14 protein-coding genes are annotated in these 16490 nt (G+C 59.4%); all 14 read right to left on the minus strand.

Annotated elements, in window-relative coordinates; translation table 11 throughout:
• Positions 1 to 12: 12 nt before the first annotated feature.
• Positions 13 to 1347 (minus strand): type VI secretion system protein TssL, long form, encoded by a 1335-nt coding sequence (tssL, locus tag VSR82_RS20520; RefSeq protein ID WP_429463008.1) that lies wholly within the window; start codon positions 1345 to 1347, stop codon positions 13 to 15.
• Positions 1344 to 2693 (minus strand): type VI secretion system baseplate subunit TssK, encoded by a 1350-nt coding sequence (tssK, locus tag VSR82_RS20525; protein ID WP_429463006.1) that lies wholly within the window; start codon positions 2691 to 2693, stop codon positions 1344 to 1346. Before tssK ends, tssL begins: the two co-directional genes overlap by 4 nt.
• A gap of 5 nt (positions 2694 to 2698) precedes the next feature.
• Positions 2699 to 3244 (minus strand): type VI secretion system lipoprotein TssJ, encoded by a 546-nt coding sequence (tssJ, locus tag VSR82_RS20530; RefSeq protein WP_429463005.1) that lies wholly within the window; start codon positions 3242 to 3244, stop codon positions 2699 to 2701.
• A 141-nt stretch (positions 3245 to 3385) separates the two neighbouring features.
• The gene (locus tag VSR82_RS20535) at positions 3386 to 3868 is read right to left on the minus strand and encodes an Hcp family type VI secretion system effector (RefSeq protein ID WP_368582603.1); all 483 of its coding nucleotides are present in this window, start codon (positions 3866 to 3868) and stop codon (positions 3386 to 3388) included.
• 117 nt (positions 3869 to 3985) lie between these two features.
• Entirely contained in the window at positions 3986 to 5488 is a 1503-nt protein-coding gene (gene tssC, locus VSR82_RS20540) for a type VI secretion system contractile sheath large subunit (RefSeq protein WP_429463003.1), read from the minus strand.
• Positions 5489 to 5534: 46 nt separating this feature from the next.
• Positions 5535 to 6068 (minus strand): type VI secretion system contractile sheath small subunit, encoded by a 534-nt coding sequence (gene tssB, locus VSR82_RS20545; RefSeq protein WP_498858019.1) that lies wholly within the window; start codon positions 6066 to 6068, stop codon positions 5535 to 5537.
• A 208-nt stretch (positions 6069 to 6276) separates the two neighbouring features.
• Positions 6277 to 7911 (minus strand): OmpA family protein, encoded by a 1635-nt coding sequence (locus tag VSR82_RS20550; RefSeq protein WP_429463002.1) that lies wholly within the window; start codon positions 7909 to 7911, stop codon positions 6277 to 6279.
• Positions 7908 to 8597 carry a DotU family type IV/VI secretion system protein gene (locus tag VSR82_RS20555; protein ID WP_498858020.1) on the minus strand — a complete coding sequence of 230 codons (690 nt, stop codon included), beginning with the start codon at positions 8595 to 8597 and terminating at the stop codon, positions 7908 to 7910. The genes VSR82_RS20550 and VSR82_RS20555 overlap by 4 nt, the downstream gene beginning before the upstream one ends.
• 24 nt (positions 8598 to 8621) lie before the next feature.
• On the minus strand, positions 8622 to 9242 hold the full coding sequence (locus tag VSR82_RS20560; RefSeq protein WP_498858021.1) for a fimbrial protein: 621 nt from the start codon (positions 9240 to 9242) through the stop codon (positions 8622 to 8624).
• Positions 9243 to 9255: 13 nt separating this feature from the next.
• Positions 9256 to 11820, minus strand: a complete 2565-nt coding sequence (locus tag VSR82_RS20565) for a fimbria/pilus outer membrane usher protein (protein WP_498858022.1) — start codon at positions 11818 to 11820, stop codon at positions 9256 to 9258.
• Between the two features lie 285 nt (positions 11821 to 12105).
• Complete coding sequence (locus tag VSR82_RS20570) at positions 12106 to 12870, minus strand: fimbria/pilus periplasmic chaperone (RefSeq protein WP_429463657.1); 765 nt, start codon at positions 12868 to 12870, stop codon at positions 12106 to 12108.
• 99 nt (positions 12871 to 12969) lie between these two features.
• A complete protein-coding gene (locus tag VSR82_RS20575) occupies positions 12970 to 13506 on the minus strand; it encodes a fimbrial protein (protein ID WP_410851586.1) in 537 nt (178 codons plus the stop codon).
• A 253-nt stretch (positions 13507 to 13759) separates the two neighbouring features.
• A complete protein-coding gene (locus VSR82_RS20580; protein WP_410851587.1) occupies positions 13760 to 14410 on the minus strand; it encodes a response regulator in 651 nt (216 codons plus the stop codon).
• A 587-nt stretch (positions 14411 to 14997) separates the two neighbouring features.
• A complete protein-coding gene (locus VSR82_RS20585; protein WP_368582613.1) occupies positions 14998 to 16425 on the minus strand; it encodes a basic amino acid/polyamine antiporter in 1428 nt (475 codons plus the stop codon).
• Positions 16426 to 16490 lie beyond the last annotated feature (65 nt).

The raw sequence follows: 16490 nt of genomic DNA on the forward strand, positions 1-16490 counted from the left end.
AAGGCTTTCCCGTTAATGCGCGACGAAGACTTCCACGCGCCGATTGCGGGAACGACCTTCCGCTGTACCGTTGTCCGCGACAGGTTGTGTATCGCCCTTGCCGACGGCCGCGATGCGATTAGCAGGCACGCCGTGCGCCTTCAATACGTCGGCGACGAACGCCGCACGCTTTTCCGATAACGCGCGGTTGTCGGGAAACTCCGCGGTATGAATCGGCTGATTGTCGGTGTGCCCGGTCACCGTGACATGGCCGCCGACCCGCGCGACCTCCTGTGCCACCCTGGTCAACACCGGGTCAAGTTCCGGGCGAATGCGGCTTTGCCCCGGAAGAAACACGTAGTCGCCACGGAACACGACCCGGCTGCTGCTGTCGTTCTCTTCGACCAGGACCTGGCCGCGAGCGATCTCATCCTTCAGCAGAACGGCCAGGCGCAAGCGCTCGTGAACGACCGGAGCCGCGACCTTGATCGGCGCTCCAATCGCGAGAATCTTCGCTTGCAGCGCATTGCCTTGCGCCAGAAGCCGATATTCGTACCAGGCGAACAGCGCGAACACGCATAGCGCGGCGACGCCCGCCGTCGCCCAGACCGGGACGCTTTTCAGCAGCCGCATCCTGCCCGGCGCCTCGCCGCGCCAATGCGGCGACAGTTCGAGCCGCAGCGTGTCGCGCGTGCCGCTGATGAGCGTCAGCATCCGCTGCCGGATCTGCTCCAGATGACGTGAACCGTCCGCGGCAACGCTGTAGCGTCCCTCGAATCCCAGGCTGAGAATGCGATACAGCACCTCTAGGACGTCGATGTACTCCTGGGGGTCGGTTGCCATGCGGCCGATCAGCAGGAAGAATTTCTCGCCACCGTCCACTTCTCCTTCGAACTTCAGCAACAAACCCCGCGCGGCCCAAATGCCACCGCTCCCCCAAAGCGTGCGGTTGGCGGCTTCGTCGAGCGCGGTGCACAGCGCATAACGAACAGCCGCCACGTGTTTCCACGGCAAACCTGCCTTGTCGCAGACCTTCTGGAAGGCGGCGACCTCACGCACCAGCAGCGAGCGCAAGCTCGCGACCGCGGCCGACGAATCGAGCGAAGCCGGCATGTCCGCCAGCATGCGCAACAAAGGCTGCGCGGCTTCACGCAACGGATTGCGCGCGGTCTTCATGCGCTCGAGACGCGTCTGCACGTCTTCCGGCGGATCGAAGGCAGCCGCATCGACGACCGGTTCCTGATTGGCGACGGCCGCGGTTGCGGGACGCCCAGCGGGCAATGCAGACGGCTGGCTCTGGCCAGAAGCGGAGTTGTCGGGGTTCAGCAGAAAGTCGAACGCATCATCCCCGTATGCGCCGGTACTCATTTTTGACGCACGCCCCACAGTTCAAGCTTGAGTTCCGGGAAGTGTCCGGCGACATGCATGGCGAGCCCTCCGTGCCGTGCAATCTGTTCCCAGAACGGTCCGGTACGCGACAGTTCGAAATAGATAAAGCCCGAGTTGAACGGAATCTGACGCGGAGGAACCGGCAGCGCGGCTATCGTCAGACCCGGCAGGTGCGAACGGATCAATTCCGGCAAGCGCTGCGGATGGCTGATCTTCGTCTGGGCAAGAAACTGCTGCTGCAGCAATTCGGAAGGCATCTGCGCGCCCACCGCGAGCACGAGGCTCGAATAGCCAGCCAGTTCGTTCGGCAACATCGCGGCCGTACGGATGCCGTGCGCCTGCTCCGTAAGCGCAATGGGCTGCGCACCGCGAATCAACACCTGGTTCAGCAGATAGTGAACCTCCTCGACGAGCGGCCTGATACTGCCGTAGAGCTGCGCGTGGTCATAGCCTGGAGCGGGCCGCGGACGGCGCGTTTGCGGACGCACGAACGTCGAAAGTTCGCCCGCAAAAAGGGCGAGCTCGCGATACAGGTTGACCGGCGCTGTCTCCTCGAGCTGGCAAATATGTTCGAGCAGCGGCTCATAGCGATTGAGCACCTGGAGCAGCAGATAGTCGGCCACTTCGGCCGCCGCGCCCGAACGGCCATCGGCACCTGACAGTCGAGCGGCGAGCGCGTCGGCGCGTAGTCGCGCGAGGCCGTGCAGTTGCATCGCCCATTCGCGCAGCAATGGATTCGCGCCGTAACCGGTCACGGGCGGAATGTGGTCGGTGCTGTGCAGCGACACGGCGCCGTCGGCGTGCAGTGCCTTCACGCGCGTCAGCGCAATACCGATCCAGGACTGTGTCAGCTCCTTCTCCGGCAACAGCCGCAGGCGCAGATTCGACAGTTGGACGGGCTTCGGACCTTGGCCGATTGCATTGCTGTCGCGCAGTTCGGTGTCGTACGCATGGTAGCGGGCCAGCGATCCGCTCTGCTCGGTGAAGGCCGTTTCCTCGGTATTCGGCAGGCGAAGCGGGATCGCCAGGTAAATCACCTGGTTCTGATGCTCCGGTCCGATCGTCAGTGGCGGCGGAGGCTGCGTCAGCCCCGGCACCTCGAACGGCGTGCCGTCCGGAAATACGCCGAGCCCGCTCTTGAACACCAGCTTGCCGAACGCCAGCGATTCCTGATCGATTTCATAACGGCTGAAGCCCCAGAAAAAGGGGCTCAGCGGCGCACTGCGGCGATGCGCGAACGACTCGAAATACCGCTCCTGCTGCTGAAACAATTGCGGGCGCAGGAAAAGTCCCTCGCTCCAAACAACTTTGCTATACCAACTCATCGAAATTAGTCTGACTTTGAAATCGAAACAGTGCGCTGGTCAAGCTGGATCGTCAGCTTCTGTTCCTTGTCTGGAAGAGCCATCCTGTACCATGCGGCGTCGGGCGCGACTGGCAACCGGTACACCGCGCGCCAGACTGATTTCCCGAGATCCCGGTAGCCGGCCAGCACGCCAATTGCGGTAGTGGCGGGGTTCGACTTGCGGACGATCTCGCGGGTGTCGCCGGGACGCAGGATGAATTCGTCGACGATCAGCGCGTCGTCGCCAAGGATTTTTTTGTCGTCGCTTTGTAGCGTGAAAAAGTCGGCGGTTTGAAACGCCGTGGGTGACTTCAGTTCGTAGATCCGCACGAGGATCGGCGCCGCCGTTCCCCACTCGTTCGGATTGACGTTCTCGTTTGCCGCGACCTGAAGCCGGAGGGTCGTTCGCTCCTTGATAACAGGAGCCGGCGTGCTAGCGCAGCCGGAGAACCATGCGCTCACCCCGCTTAGAGCCAGCCAACCCCCGATGCGCAGCCATATCGCGAAGCGGGAAAAAAAGATCGAAACCATCTGACGGTATCAAGGAGATCTCGCACGTCGCCCTGAATAAACCAGGATGCCTGCATCCAGCCCGGCATCCTGGCTAACAGCCTTGACACGGTCCACCGGACAACAGAGTGGTGGTGCCAGGATTCAGGAATCTGTGCGACTTCAGGCTTTATTCTTCTTGATATCGAAGGTCGCCGTGATCGCACCGCCGCTGCCGCCTTGCGCGTTCTGCACTACATATTCCTGCTTCAGGCGAGCAAAGGACAGACTCACCGTTTCGCGCGGGCGTGATTCGCTGTCGCTGACGCCGGACGGATGCACCGAGGTAACCAGCACGTCGCTCATCGTGAATTTGATGTACTCGAGCGGATTGCCGCCGGCCTTGCGCACGACCAGCTTCGCTTCGTCGATGTGCTTACCGGTGAGGCAGTATTGCGTCAGGTTGGGCGTTGCACGATCGATGAAATGCTCGAACGTGAAGTCTTCGACCGTAGCCCGGCCGGCGCCACCGCCGGAACCAACGTGCATATTCGATTGCTGCGTAACGCCCCACTCCCAGCTCAGAACGTCGATTTCATCCTTGTGGTTAGCGTCTGCCGACTCACCATCAATCCCGTTAATCTTGAGAAAGATGTCTTGCGCCATAAAAGTACTCCTTGGTACACGTTAGTTTTGAGTTGCTCAATGAAAGCCAGGCATATTTAGTGAGCGCCTGTCCGTCGCTCAATCACCGCAATCACCGCATAAGCGGTAGACGCCGGATCAGGCGGCTTCCTTCACAAGCGGCAGCTTCGCGACGAGACGCAGAGAAACCGTCAGACCTTCGAGCTGGAAATGCGGACGCAAGAAGAATTTCGCCTGGTAATATCCCGGATTGCCCTCGACGTCCTCGACGACCACTTCGGCCGCCGCCAGCGGTCGACGCGCCTTGGTTTCCTGCGACGAATTGGCGGGATCGGCGTCGACATAGTTCATGACCCATTCGTTGAGCCACTGCTGCATTTCGTCGCGCTCCTTGAATGCGCCGATCTTGTCGCGCACGATGCACTTCAGGTAATGCGCAAAGCGCGAGCATGCGAACAGATACGGAAGACGCGCCGATAGATTCGCGTTCGCAGTCGCGTCCGGATCGTGGTACTCGACTGGTTTCTGCAACGATTGCGCGCCGATGAACGCCGCGTAATCAGTGTTCTTGCGATGGATCAGCGGTATGAAACCACTCTTGGACAATTCCGCTTCGCGGCGGTCGGAGATTGCGATTTCGGTCGGGCACTTCATGTCGATCCCGCCGTCATCCGTCGGGAACGTGTGACACGGCAGGTTTTCAACCACACCGCCGCTTTCCACGCCGCGAATCAGCGTGCACCAGCCGTAGTTTTTGAACGAACGGTTGATGTTCACCGCCATCGCGTAGGCTGCGTTGGACCATACATAGCGTTGATGATCCGCGCCGTCGGTCGCCTCTTCGAAATTGAATTCATCGACCGGATTCGTCTTGACGCCGTACGGCAGACGCGCAAGGAAACGCGGCATTGCAAGGCCGATGTAGCGCGCGTCTTCGGAACTACGCAACGCGTTCCAAGGCGCGTACTCGAGGTTTTGCGTAAAGATCTTCGTCAGGTCGCGGGGGTTCGCGAGTTCCTGCCACGAGTCCATCTGCAGTACGGACGGCGCCGCGCCGGTAATGAACGGCGCATGCGATGCTGCCGCCACCTTTGCAATTGAGCCCAGCAAGTCGACGTCGGCCGGTGTGTGATCGAAGTAGTAGTCAGCGACGAGACAGCCGTACGGCTCGCCACCCAACTGCCCGTACTCTTCCTCGTAGATTTGCTTGAAGAACGGACTCTGGTCCCACGCAATCCCCTTATAGCGCTTCATCGTGCGGCGCAGGTCGTCCTTCGACACATCCATGAAGCGGATCTTCAGCTTCTCATCCGTTTCCGTGTTCGCGACCAGGTGGTGGAGTCCACGCCACGCGCTTTCAAGACCCTGAAAATCTTCATGGTGGAGAATCAGGTTGATCTGTTCGGATAATTTGCGGTCGATCTCCCCAATAATCGACTCTATGTTTTTGTACGCGTCGTCGGACACCGTTGCCGATGTAAGCAGCGCTTGCTGTGCGAGCGTTCGAACAGCTCCCTCGACAGCGTCGCGCGCGCGCTCCGTTTTGGGCTTGAATTCGCGCGACAGGAGTGTATTGAAATCGGACTGATTGGTCACGCTCGCCGTTGCCTTGGCGCGCGTATTCGCTTGGAGTTCGGCCATCATTTCCCCATTGTTTCAGGCTGTGCTTTCGTGCGGAAAGCAAAAATCATTCGTCGGTCACCGGCTCGCCGGTGGCTGCCGCCTCAGGTTTCGGCGCCTTGGCGAGCGCTTCGAGCAATGCAGGGTCTCTCAACACCTTGCTGACCAGGTTTTCCGCGCCACTCTTGCCATCCATATACGTTTGCAGATTGGCGAGCTGCGTACGCGCTTCCAGTAATTGCGCGAGCGCGTCAACCTTCTTCGCGACGGCTGCGGGAGAGAAATCGTCCATGCTTTCGAACGTGATATCGACCATCAGCTGACCTTCGTTCGTCAGCGTGTTGGGCACCGCGAACGCGACACGCGGTTTCATGGCCTTCATTCGCTCGTCGAAGTTCTCGATGTCGATATTGAAGAACTTGCGATCGCCGACGGCGGGCAACGGTTCGAGCGGCTTGCCCGACAGGTCGGCGAGGACGCCCATCACGAACGGGAGCTCGACTCTCTTATCCGAACCGTAAATCTCGACGTCGTATTCGATCTGGACGCGAGGAGCACGATTCCGTGCGATGAATTTTTGAGAACTGGTAGAAGCCGACATAGTGCTCTGAGGTTATCGCTCGATAAAATAAGAAGCGGTGACACCGCTCCTTCTCACTTAAGAAATCTGCAATCCGGTGATGTTATGTCTCGAAGCAGCGTGACGATATGGGCGGATGCCCAAAATTCGGATTCGTTTTCGAGAACGAATGACAGGTTTGATGTGCCACGATCGCAAGCAGCTGGAGGGATACCCGCGACGAGTACTTTTATTGGGTCCCTGAATCGGGAATAAGGGCAATTTCGACACGACGATTCATCTCGCGGCCCTGACTATTTTCATTGCTGGCAATCGGCCGCGTGTCGCCATATCCCTGAATGGCGAAACGTGTGATGGGCAACGAAGCAGTGTTGACGAACCAATCGCGGATGGCCTGTGCTCGTGCCTCGGACAGCTTCTGATTCGCGACGCTGGGACCCATGTTGTCGGTGTGACCCGCGATGAGAATCCGCTTGCCGGGATTCGCGCGAATCAGATCGAGAACGCCCTTGAGTTTCGGCTCCGCACCTGGCTTCAGCACCGTCTTGCCGCTGTCGAACAACAGGAAGTTGTCGATCGTCACAGCAAGCGGCGGCGAATGCGCGGCAATCGATAAAGAATGCGATGCGGCGGTCACGCGTTCAAGCGCGACTTGGAATTGCTTGCCCTGATACAGTCCCCAGCCGAGTCCGGTCGGCACACCGTTGCTCGCATAGCGAGCCAGATCGGCATGAGCTGCGGGTATATGCGTGTAGACCTCGAGGTCGTTGGCGACTCGCGCGACCAACCTGCTGTTCGTCCATGCTGAGACCCCGATCGATACCATCAGGACGACGGCCGACGCAGCAACCGCGTGCAGCATTGCGGAGTACGGCCGGTCCCGCTCGCTCTTCGAGACCCGGAAGCTCACGTCCCGCGCAATGGGCGTGAGTAAAGGTAGAGACAGCGGCTTCGGCTGCGCCTTCGGCGTCATCAGCGGCGGTCGCAGCGTGGTTTTACCGGTTAGCCATCGCGACCAAGCGCCGGGACGCATCGGCGGGTGTCCGATATCGGCCAGCAGCAAGCTGCGCAGCGAGAACGGCGCGGTGTTCGAGAGCGACGAAAGTATCGATATCAGCGCCGCATCTTCTAGCCAGTCGAACACTGCGTGTCCCAGACCGATTCGCGACACACGTTCCGGGTGTGCGACGGCGAGCCATGCCTGGTCTAGCTGTTGCCTGAGTGCTTGCACATGTTGCCGCGCAGTTGCGGTCGCGGGTGGCATTGCCGATAGACTAATTGCATCGCCGAACCAGACCGGTTCCGCTGGGTGGTCGCCATTCGCGCTGAGATACGCGTAGATCGCGAGATAGCAAGGTAATGCGAACGCCCGGGGACCGGTGCTTGCGGCGATTTCATGCTTCCAGCGGGTAAATTCGCGGCGAATCACCGCGTCGTCACACTCAGCGTCGGGAACAACGGGCATCAACACAGCATCGGGCGGACGTCGATACGACTCCATCACCGTAGCGAACACGCTGGACAGCTCCCCGGGTGACGTGACATGGAACCACACGGCATCACCGTTACGGCGCAGTGTGGATGACTGGCCATCGCGTGCAAACAACGCACCGGCATGCGGCCCGACGACAAGAACGATCGCTAAGTCGCGCATGTTCCCGAGCTGAACGTTCTGGTCCTCTTGGGGCGGTTTCGATCGCCCGTAAGTTGGCAATACCGCGGTGCCCACCGCCGTCACCAGAACAAGGCTAAGCACGACGGGCCACGACGGTTGAAGAGCGAGCGGCAAACACAGCCATATCAGGCCGACAACGGCGACAGCAATCCAGATCAGCGCCGCCCGGTAGCTGTTAGAGGAAATCATTGCGTACTCTGCCGGGACGATGTTTCAGGTAGATCACGTATCGCAATGTCCAGGCTAACGCCCAGCGCCGCCCATAGCGACGCGACGGCAATCGCGCCAGCAATGAGCCCGCCGGCGGTCCTGCGTGAAAGTGAGATGCGTGATCTGTTCGCCGGCCGAAGCGAATTAGACGGTGACATGGCGGTCTCCGGTGCGTAGGGTGTGGACAACACCGCCGTATCACATCTACGCCAGTTCAACGCCGATTTCGCACGCTCCAAATATGCGTTTGCGTCTCCCCGTCCGCCGTCGAAGCCCAGCCCCAGCAACATGCTGTAGAACTCGAGTCCAGCGAGATCCCGGCCGCCGCCATCCACCACCGCTTCGATCCGGTCCCAAACCAATGCAGCGCCATCGCGCACGCGATGAAAACGCATCTCGAGCGAGTCATGCAACCATTCTTCGTGCTGGTTGGAAGGCAATGCATGCAACGTCAGTTCATCCAGCAGAACGCACTGTGCGAGGCTGACTTCCTGGATATCCGTTGGCGGAAAATTCCGATCCTGCATTTCCTGCTGCAGCGTCTCGACCAACGTGCTACAACGCGCGCGCCAAAAAGGAATAGCCGGCATCTGCGCGCCGTCCGACAGCAGTGCTGCATGCAACGCTGTCGCTCGCATCAGCGCGACTGTTGAATCAAACATCATATAAACGTATGCGCGCCGACACCCTCAGGGCATTTCGACGACATAGGTGACGAACGTACTCACAGTGCCAGCCGTGGCTCGCCCCGTTGCGTAGTAGCTGGCAATGAAATCCACCGGCGTCGGATCCGTGGACGCGATCGGAATGACTTTCATCGTGGATCGGTCGCCGACCTTGATCCGCGATCCGTCCGCATTCGCCAGCATGACCTGTACATTCTTTGCCGATGTCGTGCCGCTCGCGTTCTGTAATTCCAGATTTCCCGTATTGGGATCGGTCGACGAACCGCTCTCGAAATAGACGCGCGCATCCGTCACGCCGCTAGGGCATTGGATCGTGATGGTGAAGATCTTTGAGCCATCCGCCACTCCGGCCCTCGGCAGCGATTGCGTCGAAAGCCTCGGCAATGTGACCGTCATATCGGGCGAACTGACCAGCGAACACGTCGTCGCGTTGTAGGTGCCACTAAAATTGAGCGTGACCGCAGGCGAGCCTTGCGCTTGTACGCAAACTGATCCCAACAGCGCACCCGCGAACAACCCGGCGATGGGTCCGGCAATCCGAAAGTATCTGCAAATATTTTTCATTTTCTGACCTCCACTGTCGGCGGATTCATCCGAGCCGCATTGCTGGAGCTGACCGGGCATCCGCCTTCGCCTTTCAGCGAAGCGAACTGACAAGCGCCGCGCCCGCTGAACGCCGCGCGACAGGCTTTGCCGGCGCGGACCATACAAGCGCTGGATCACAGCTCAGTTTGATGCGCGCAACGATCCCCGCGTGATGACTACTCTGCGCCTTGTCGTCGTCCGGCACCGTGTAGGGCATCACGCACTGCTCCGCTGCGCGGTTGCCCCAGCGCACCAGCAGCTTGCCTTCATGCTCGAGGCCGCGCAGATACGCGAGACCGCCCTGACCGACGATGCCCACCGATTTCTCGGATTCATCGAACAACTCGGCGCCCATCGGCATGGCTTTGCCTTCCCGATCCATGACCTCGGCGAAGATCGGCGTGCCCTGCGTGGTCGCAATCTTTACTTTCACCAGCGAGTTTGCGCGCGGCACGACTTCCTCACTCGTGTTGCCCAGTTCAACGTCGAGCGGCACGTCGCTCGGATCCAGCGCGACCGTGTTGACCCGGTATGGCGTCAACGAAGACACAACCGCATAGCCGTGGCCGTCGATTCGCGCGCCCTGGCCATTGATAATCCGGCCACCCTCTGCGCCTTTCGCTTCGACGAGCGCAAACGCCTGACCGAGTGGCGGGCTCAGCGTGACGCCGCCGCTGTGAATGACGACTGCGCCGTCGGCGTTGAACGCGGCTTGACGAGTCTGATTGCTGATCGACGCATTGAGGTTGTACGTACCGAACGGCGCGCGATACATTGCGTAACCGCCTGCGGAAACGGTTCGATTGTCGCCGGCGACGATCCTCGATGCGTTGACACCGTAGTTGATCGGCGTGGCTCCGGTCGTGTTGCCCGACGCAGTGGCCTGTATCGTGCTGTCCCCGTTCGAGCTGCGCGCAACGTTGGTGGTCAGATAGTCGAACATACGATGCTCGTTCGAGTCGACCTTACCGAGCGGAATCGTCAGGTTCAAGCCAACCTGCGTGCTGATCTTCGAGTTTTGCAGGCGCGTGCGTTGCGCATACAGCGAGTAGGACACCCGTTTGTACGCGCTGTTGAAGCCAACCTGATACTGCAGATCGTAGCCCTTCGACGCGCCCCAGTAATTCTGCGAACTGCCGGCGATATAAAAAGAACTCGACTCGCCGATTGGCTGGTTGATGTTCAGTTGCAGACGACTGCGCGTGCGGTAGTCATACTGACCCATGTCTCTCGAGCCATATCGCGCGTACATCGCGTCACGCAGGCTATAGAAGCGTGCGGTCGAGTAGCGGTAGGCCGCAACCGAGAAATTCGTGTTCGGCCCCGGAAGAAGCTTGCTGTAGCTGATGCGGGTACTGTAGCCGGGACGACCACCCGACGCGCCGGGAATATTCGTTCCCGCCGCGGTTATGTCAAACGCGAATGCGCCGAGCGGCGTGTTGAGCGCGACACCGACCAACCCAGCCCAGTAACCTTCCGCAAACTGTGCACCGGTATAGCCGGTCCACAGGTTTGTCAGGCCGCGCTGATAAACCGCCTGCGCGACCCACGGATGGCTATCCAGCACGGTATCGCGATAGACACCGGTCGTCAGATTGAAACGTGAAACACCTGGCCGCAACAACTGCGGGACTGACGCGAACGGAACCAGAAAAGTCCGCTGGCGGCCGTCGGATTCTGCAATAGTGACCTGAAGGTCGCCGCCATAACCGGTAGCCGGCAGGTCGCTCAGTTCGAACGGTCCCGGCGGCACGCTGGTCTCGGCCACGATGATGTTGTTCTGACGGACGATGATGCGTGCATTGGTATCGGCCACGCCACGCACTACCGGTGCGTAGGAGCGCATGGAATCCGGCAACATGCGGTCGTCGCTCGAAAGCTGGACGCCACGCACGTTGAACGAGTCGAAGACGTCACCGCTCGTCGAGCTGTCGCCGATCGTCAATTGACTCTTGAGCGCCGTGACATCGTGCTGCGCGAACAACGCGACACTTTGCCAATGCGCGTCGGGACTCCGGTTCTGCAAGCTTGCCGTGGCCCACTGCCGGATACGCCAGCCGTTCACGTTGAATCCGCTTTGCAGACCGAGGTAGGCACTGCTGAAGTCTCCCCTCCCATTGTTCTGGTGAGTCGTATAGCTGGCGAGACTGTATTGCACGAAGCCTGCGTTGATCCCGTTGTCCCAACGGGACGGATCGACATAACCGGCAGCCTCCTTGCGCAGTTCGATCTGTGGGATCGACAGATCGAGTTGCAGATCGGCGGTGTTCAACGATGCCAGCGATCCGGATACGGCTTCCGCCAGCGGCACGCATTGCGATGACGCATCCGTATCGTCGACGTCGGCCTCTCCGGCTTCCTTTAGCCGTTGGATCACGCGTTCGGTATCTATGCCAGCCCGGTCCATGCTGGATATCGTGAAGCAGGGCCTGGCGATATCCGAATCCGGCATCGCCTGAAAAACAACATCGAAGCGTCCACGCTTCTTACCATTGACGAGCAGTTCGACCGGATAAACGCCCGGAGCAACAGGGTTACCTCGCGTATAGCGCGACAGGTCGGCGACGTTGCCCGTGAAGAACGCGGGATTGAACTCGACTTCTTGCGGAGCTTCCACAGACGGCGCATTCGATGTCGGCGCGTCAGAAGACGCATCTGTATGCGCATCTTCTCTGTTGGCACCGACTGCCTGCTCCGGCAGCTCGGACGCCGAGCAGTCACTGGGCGGCGTCGCCCCGCCCGAATCCGGCGCACATGCGGCGACCGCGGAATTCGCGGAAAACACCCAGCCCGACGCTACGATTGCCGCCCACGCCAGTGGGTGAAATCGGAATGGGACATTACCGAATACTTTCTCAACTGCTGTCTTACTATTCCGCACGCCCGACATCCCGTATTCCAATTATTGATTCTTTTGCGCTTCCGCGCTTTGCGCACTTGCCACTTCCGCCGAGTCCTTGATCGCTGTACCGAAATCGTTCAGAACCGTGTAGGAAACCGTGGCAGGAGCTTTGATATCCAGCTTTCCATCCCGTGGACGGAGATCGACGTGTCCGAACGGCGGTGCCATGTCGGGCAAAAGTGCAACCTTCCTGCCTGCCGTTTCTATTTCTGCCATGCCGACGGAAACGAAGTAGGGCGACGGGTTGTCGAGACGAACGACCCTCTGACCTTTGTCATCTGACTCGACATGCCACTTCAGTTCAGCTCGCCCCGCCGTTGGGTCATCGAGCAACGATGTGGGCCGGTAGAACATCTTGATCCGCGTACGGAACGCGAGCTGAATCATGTTTCGGTCATCAGCGTCCTTAGGCTTGGGGGGAATTTCCAGAACGTTTAGCCAATAGACGGACTCACGGTCCATTGGCATGTCGCCGCCTGCGAACATGATGCGCAAAGCCTGACCTCGATGAGGCTCGACTCGAAATACGGCTGGCAGCAGCGTGAATGGCACCTTGATTTCATTCGGCGCGGCTGCTGCATCTCCGTCGTCCAGCCATGCCTGAACCAGGACCGGGCGGCTCTCAACATTGTTCAAACGAACGTTGACTTCGCGGTTTTGCGCCGGATAAATAACTCGTGTACCGGTGATGGTGATAGCCGCTTGTGCACCAAACGACACCACACTACAGGCTATGGCCGCAGCCAGATATCTAGAGAATTTCATTGAAGACATTCGCTCCTCCACGCGACAGATAGGTGGAATGTCACTTCGGGTTGCCTTCAGAGAGGAAGCGCAACCCGATGCCATTCGGCTTGGACTGGCTTACTGATATGCCAACGTGTAGCGAACAACGGCCGTCACGTAACCGGCCGTGGTTTTGTTCGTTGCGTAGTACTGGCCGCCGTAGCTCATCGTTGCGGTGCCGTCGCTTGCGACAGGAACGAACGAACCCGTGCTACCCAGCAGAATTGGCGTCTTGCCATCGCGGTCAAGCAGTTGCACTTCGACATTCGTAGCCGGCGAAGTGCTTGCCTGATTGATGGCATTACGCGTAGCCGGGTCCATGTTCGTGGTCTCGAAATGCGCCGCGACATTGGTCAGCGTTGCCGGGCACTGTGACACCGAAATTTCGAACATCCTGGAGCCGGCGGTTTGGCCGGCTGCAACCAACGACTGGGTGGACAGGGTAGGCAGCGTGACCGTCTTGTCCTCGTCACCGGCGTTAATCAGGCAGGTGTCGTCGATCAGTTCGCCGTTGAACGTTACCTGACCTGTGCCCGGTACGGCTTGAGCGAAAACCATCGGCGCGACGGACAGGCCGGCCACCGCGATCATGAGTTGCGTCACTTGTTTTTTCATGAGATTCCTCTTTGTTGCTATTTCGAAACTACAAACCCTTGTGAAGCCGGAGCTCCCAGCGATCGTCAAGGCAGAGCAATGATGTCATTGAAGAAGATCGGTGTTAATGGGCCGATACCCAAAATGAAATACCACATAGGACAGCCGACAACCGGCGTGTCGATTCCTCGAATTCAATCGATGCCAGGTCCGCCATACGATAGGGAAAGGCGCTACGAGAACTACAGAATCCGGCTGAGAATCGCGGCAATAGCTATGAGCAAGACCACTCGCGCACGATCGTGACGAGTTCTACGTCGTTTCTGGCACCCAGCTTCTTCATGCCAGCGTTCTTCTGATTGCTGACGGTCTTGGGACTGCGATTGAGCCGCTCGGCAATGGTGCCGATCGACATGCCGTCGCAGATCATTCGCACGACCGTCGATTCATTTTTGGATAGCAAATTGAGAGAGGATCCGCCCTCCGCTGCGCGCGCCGTTGCGCGCAACATCTTGTTCGCAATGGAATCAGGCAGAAACACGCTCTTGTTTTTGGCGGCACGAATGGCGGCGGTTAGGCTGGCAAAGCCCTCCGGTCCCTTCCCGACAAAGCCGGCCGCCCCCGCATTGAGCGCAGCCGAAATGATGTGCGTGGAAGAGTGCGCGCTCAGGAAAACTACGCGCACGGCTGGAGCGACGCGCCGGATGCGGTCAAGAAGATTGAGACCGTCCGCATACGGATCGCCTTCGAATTCGTAGTCGCACACGAGCACGTCGACCGGCACTTCACCCAACAGTTGGAGAAGCTGGCCAATTGTTTCGCTTTTGAAGCAGACCTTGACGTCCGGACGACGCTGAAGAAGATGCTCGACGCCGAGAAGAATGAATGGATGATCGTCGGCAATAGCCACTCTGATTTTGTTCACTCGCACTCCATACCACGCTGGTGAATACTTTTCTCGCGCCGACACACCTGCATGCTTTGTTGCCAAAGTACGATGTCATTTCACGCCGTTACATGACAAGAAAAGCACAGGACATCTCGCCCATGCCACTCGTCGGAAGTTCTTGAACCACTATTTATTTAAGTCAGTTGAAATCGCTGAGCAGGTCGGTGCGCTTTTGGCAGAGACAAAGCAATTTTTTGCATGCAACCAGGCATGGACCATCATGAAGACGGGAAGCGCGACGTGCTCACTCGGCGGCGATGAATTAATAGATTCCCGCCTTGCACTTACGCGGATTGTACTCGGCACCAACAAGAAAAAAGTCAGCAGATTCCTATATGCGTCATAGGTACAAGCAGTGCTTTTGTCATGGTGCTCTCAACGCACGCTTACGAGCAGCACGTCGACCGTTCCACATGGAGCGTCAATCGCTAGCGTTACGGCTGCATAGACGGGAGCAGAGCGTCACAGAGTATTGCAGCGTCGTGCTTCGACGGAACATCTTGCCCAGCCGGACCGATGGCAATATCTCGCTAGTTGCTGCCCCGTGTGCCTCTAACGGAACCTCAAGCCCCGAAATGATTGCGCACGAGATCGGCGAACGCGACCAGCGCGGTAAGCAGAACCACGATGAACAGCCAGCGTTCCAGCAGCGTAAACACAGGCCGTTTCCCCTTGCGGCGCTCGGCGATGTAGAACCACGCGGTCGCCGCCGTATAAAGCACGGTGGACATCAACAGATAATGCAGGCCGCCCGCGTACACGAGAAAGAGGGCATAGACGCAGCCCATCAGCGCGAGCATGAAATCGACGCGCCGTGACCAGGGCTGCCCCGCATACGATTCGCCGCTCGCCGCGAGCTTCAACCCATAGCCGGCGACGAACAGATACGGGATCAGGCTCATCGACGTCGTGAACTCCTTGGCCAGCGTGAACGCCTCTTTCGAAAACAGCGTCACGATCAGAAACGCCTGGATCACAAGGCTCGTCATCCATAGCGCAGCGACCGGTACATGGTTGCGGTTTTCTCGGCCGAGAAACGCGGGCATCGTACGGCTCTTGCCCGCCGCGTGCAGAATTTCCGCGGCGAGCAGCGTCCATGCGAGATAGGAGCCGAGTACCGATATCAGCAGGCCGAGCTTGACCACGACCGCGCCCCACGCGCCGACCGCGGCGCTCAGCACGCCAGCCATCGACGGATTTTTTAGCGTGCCCAACTGCTCGAGCGGCAACACGCCATACGACAACAACGTGACCATGACCATCAACGCAAGCACGCATAGAAAGCCGAGCACGGTCGCGACGCCGACGTCGCGCCGTTCGCGCGCATGCCGTGAATAAACGCTCGCGCCTTCCACGCCGAGAAACACGAAGACCGTCCCCAACATCGTCTTGCGCACCTCATCGAAAAGACCGGTCGCCGACGGCTCGGCACGGGTCCACAGATTCGCGACGAACACCCGCCACTCGACGCTCGATAGCACAAGCACCGCGAACAGTCCGAGCGCGAGCAACTTGGCGACCGTCATCGACGCATTCGCAATCGACGAGCCCTTCACGCCGCGCAGAATCAGAAAGTGAAACACCCAGATCATCAGCGAGGAACTGACGATCGCGCTGAACGTATTGCCGGCGCCGAACGAGGGCACGACGATCGCGAGCGCGGACTTGATCAGCACGAGATAGGCCACGTTGCCGAGACAGCTGGCGCACCAGTAGCCGAACGCCGACAGAAATCCCGTATAGCGTCCGAACCCGACGCGCGCATACGTGTAGACGCCGACATCGAGTTCCGGCTTGCGCCATGCGAGCCGTTGAAAGATCAGCGCGAGTATCAGCATGCCGGAGCCGGTGATGGTCCAGCTGATCAGCGAACCGACGACGCCGGTATATTTGCCGAGCGCCTGCGGCAACGAAAAGACGCCCACCCCGACCATCGAGCCGATCACCATCGCCATCAGGCCCGGCGCTGACAGTCTGACGCGCTTGTCCATGCTGCGATCGCTCTCCCGCGAACACGTTCCGATCGAGCCGCGCGCGCGACTACGATGATCGACCG

Source organism: Burkholderia sp. JPY481, assembly GCF_038900515.1.
GTDB lineage: Bacteria > Pseudomonadota > Gammaproteobacteria > Burkholderiales > Burkholderiaceae > Paraburkholderia > Paraburkholderia youngii.

What these genes read in the sequence shown, in the direction of transcription:
- tssL (WP_429463008.1), bottom strand. Translation starts at nt 1,347, where the DNA reads ATGAGTACCGGCGCATACGGGGATGATGCGTTCGACTTTCTGCTGAAC.
- VSR82_RS20555 (WP_498858020.1), bottom strand. Translation starts at nt 8,597, where the DNA reads ATGATGTTTGATTCAACAGTCGCGCTGATGCGAGCGACAGCGTTGCAT.
- VSR82_RS20535 (WP_368582603.1), bottom strand. Translation starts at nt 3,868, where the DNA reads ATGGCGCAAGACATCTTTCTCAAGATTAACGGGATTGATGGTGAGTCG.
- tssK (WP_429463006.1), bottom strand. Translation starts at nt 2,693, where the DNA reads ATGAGTTGGTATAGCAAAGTTGTTTGGAGCGAGGGACTTTTCCTGCGC.
- tssC (WP_429463003.1), bottom strand. Translation starts at nt 5,488, where the DNA reads ATGGCCGAACTCCAAGCGAATACGCGCGCCAAGGCAACGGCGAGCGTG.
- tssB (WP_498858019.1), bottom strand. Translation starts at nt 6,068, where the DNA reads ATGTCGGCTTCTACCAGTTCTCAAAAATTCATCGCACGGAATCGTGCT.
- VSR82_RS20560 (WP_498858021.1), bottom strand. Translation starts at nt 9,242, where the DNA reads ATGCCCGGTCAGCTCCAGCAATGCGGCTCGGATGAATCCGCCGACAGT.
- VSR82_RS20550 (WP_429463002.1), bottom strand. Translation starts at nt 7,911, where the DNA reads ATGATTTCCTCTAACAGCTACCGGGCGGCGCTGATCTGGATTGCTGTC.
- tssJ (WP_429463005.1), bottom strand. Translation starts at nt 3,244, where the DNA reads ATGGTTTCGATCTTTTTTTCCCGCTTCGCGATATGGCTGCGCATCGGG.
- VSR82_RS20570 (WP_429463657.1), bottom strand. Translation starts at nt 12,870, where the DNA reads ATGAAATTCTCTAGATATCTGGCTGCGGCCATAGCCTGTAGTGTGGTG.
- VSR82_RS20575 (WP_410851586.1), bottom strand. Translation starts at nt 13,506, where the DNA reads ATGAAAAAACAAGTGACGCAACTCATGATCGCGGTGGCCGGCCTGTCC.
- VSR82_RS20585 (WP_368582613.1), bottom strand. Translation starts at nt 16,425, where the DNA reads ATGGACAAGCGCGTCAGACTGTCAGCGCCGGGCCTGATGGCGATGGTG.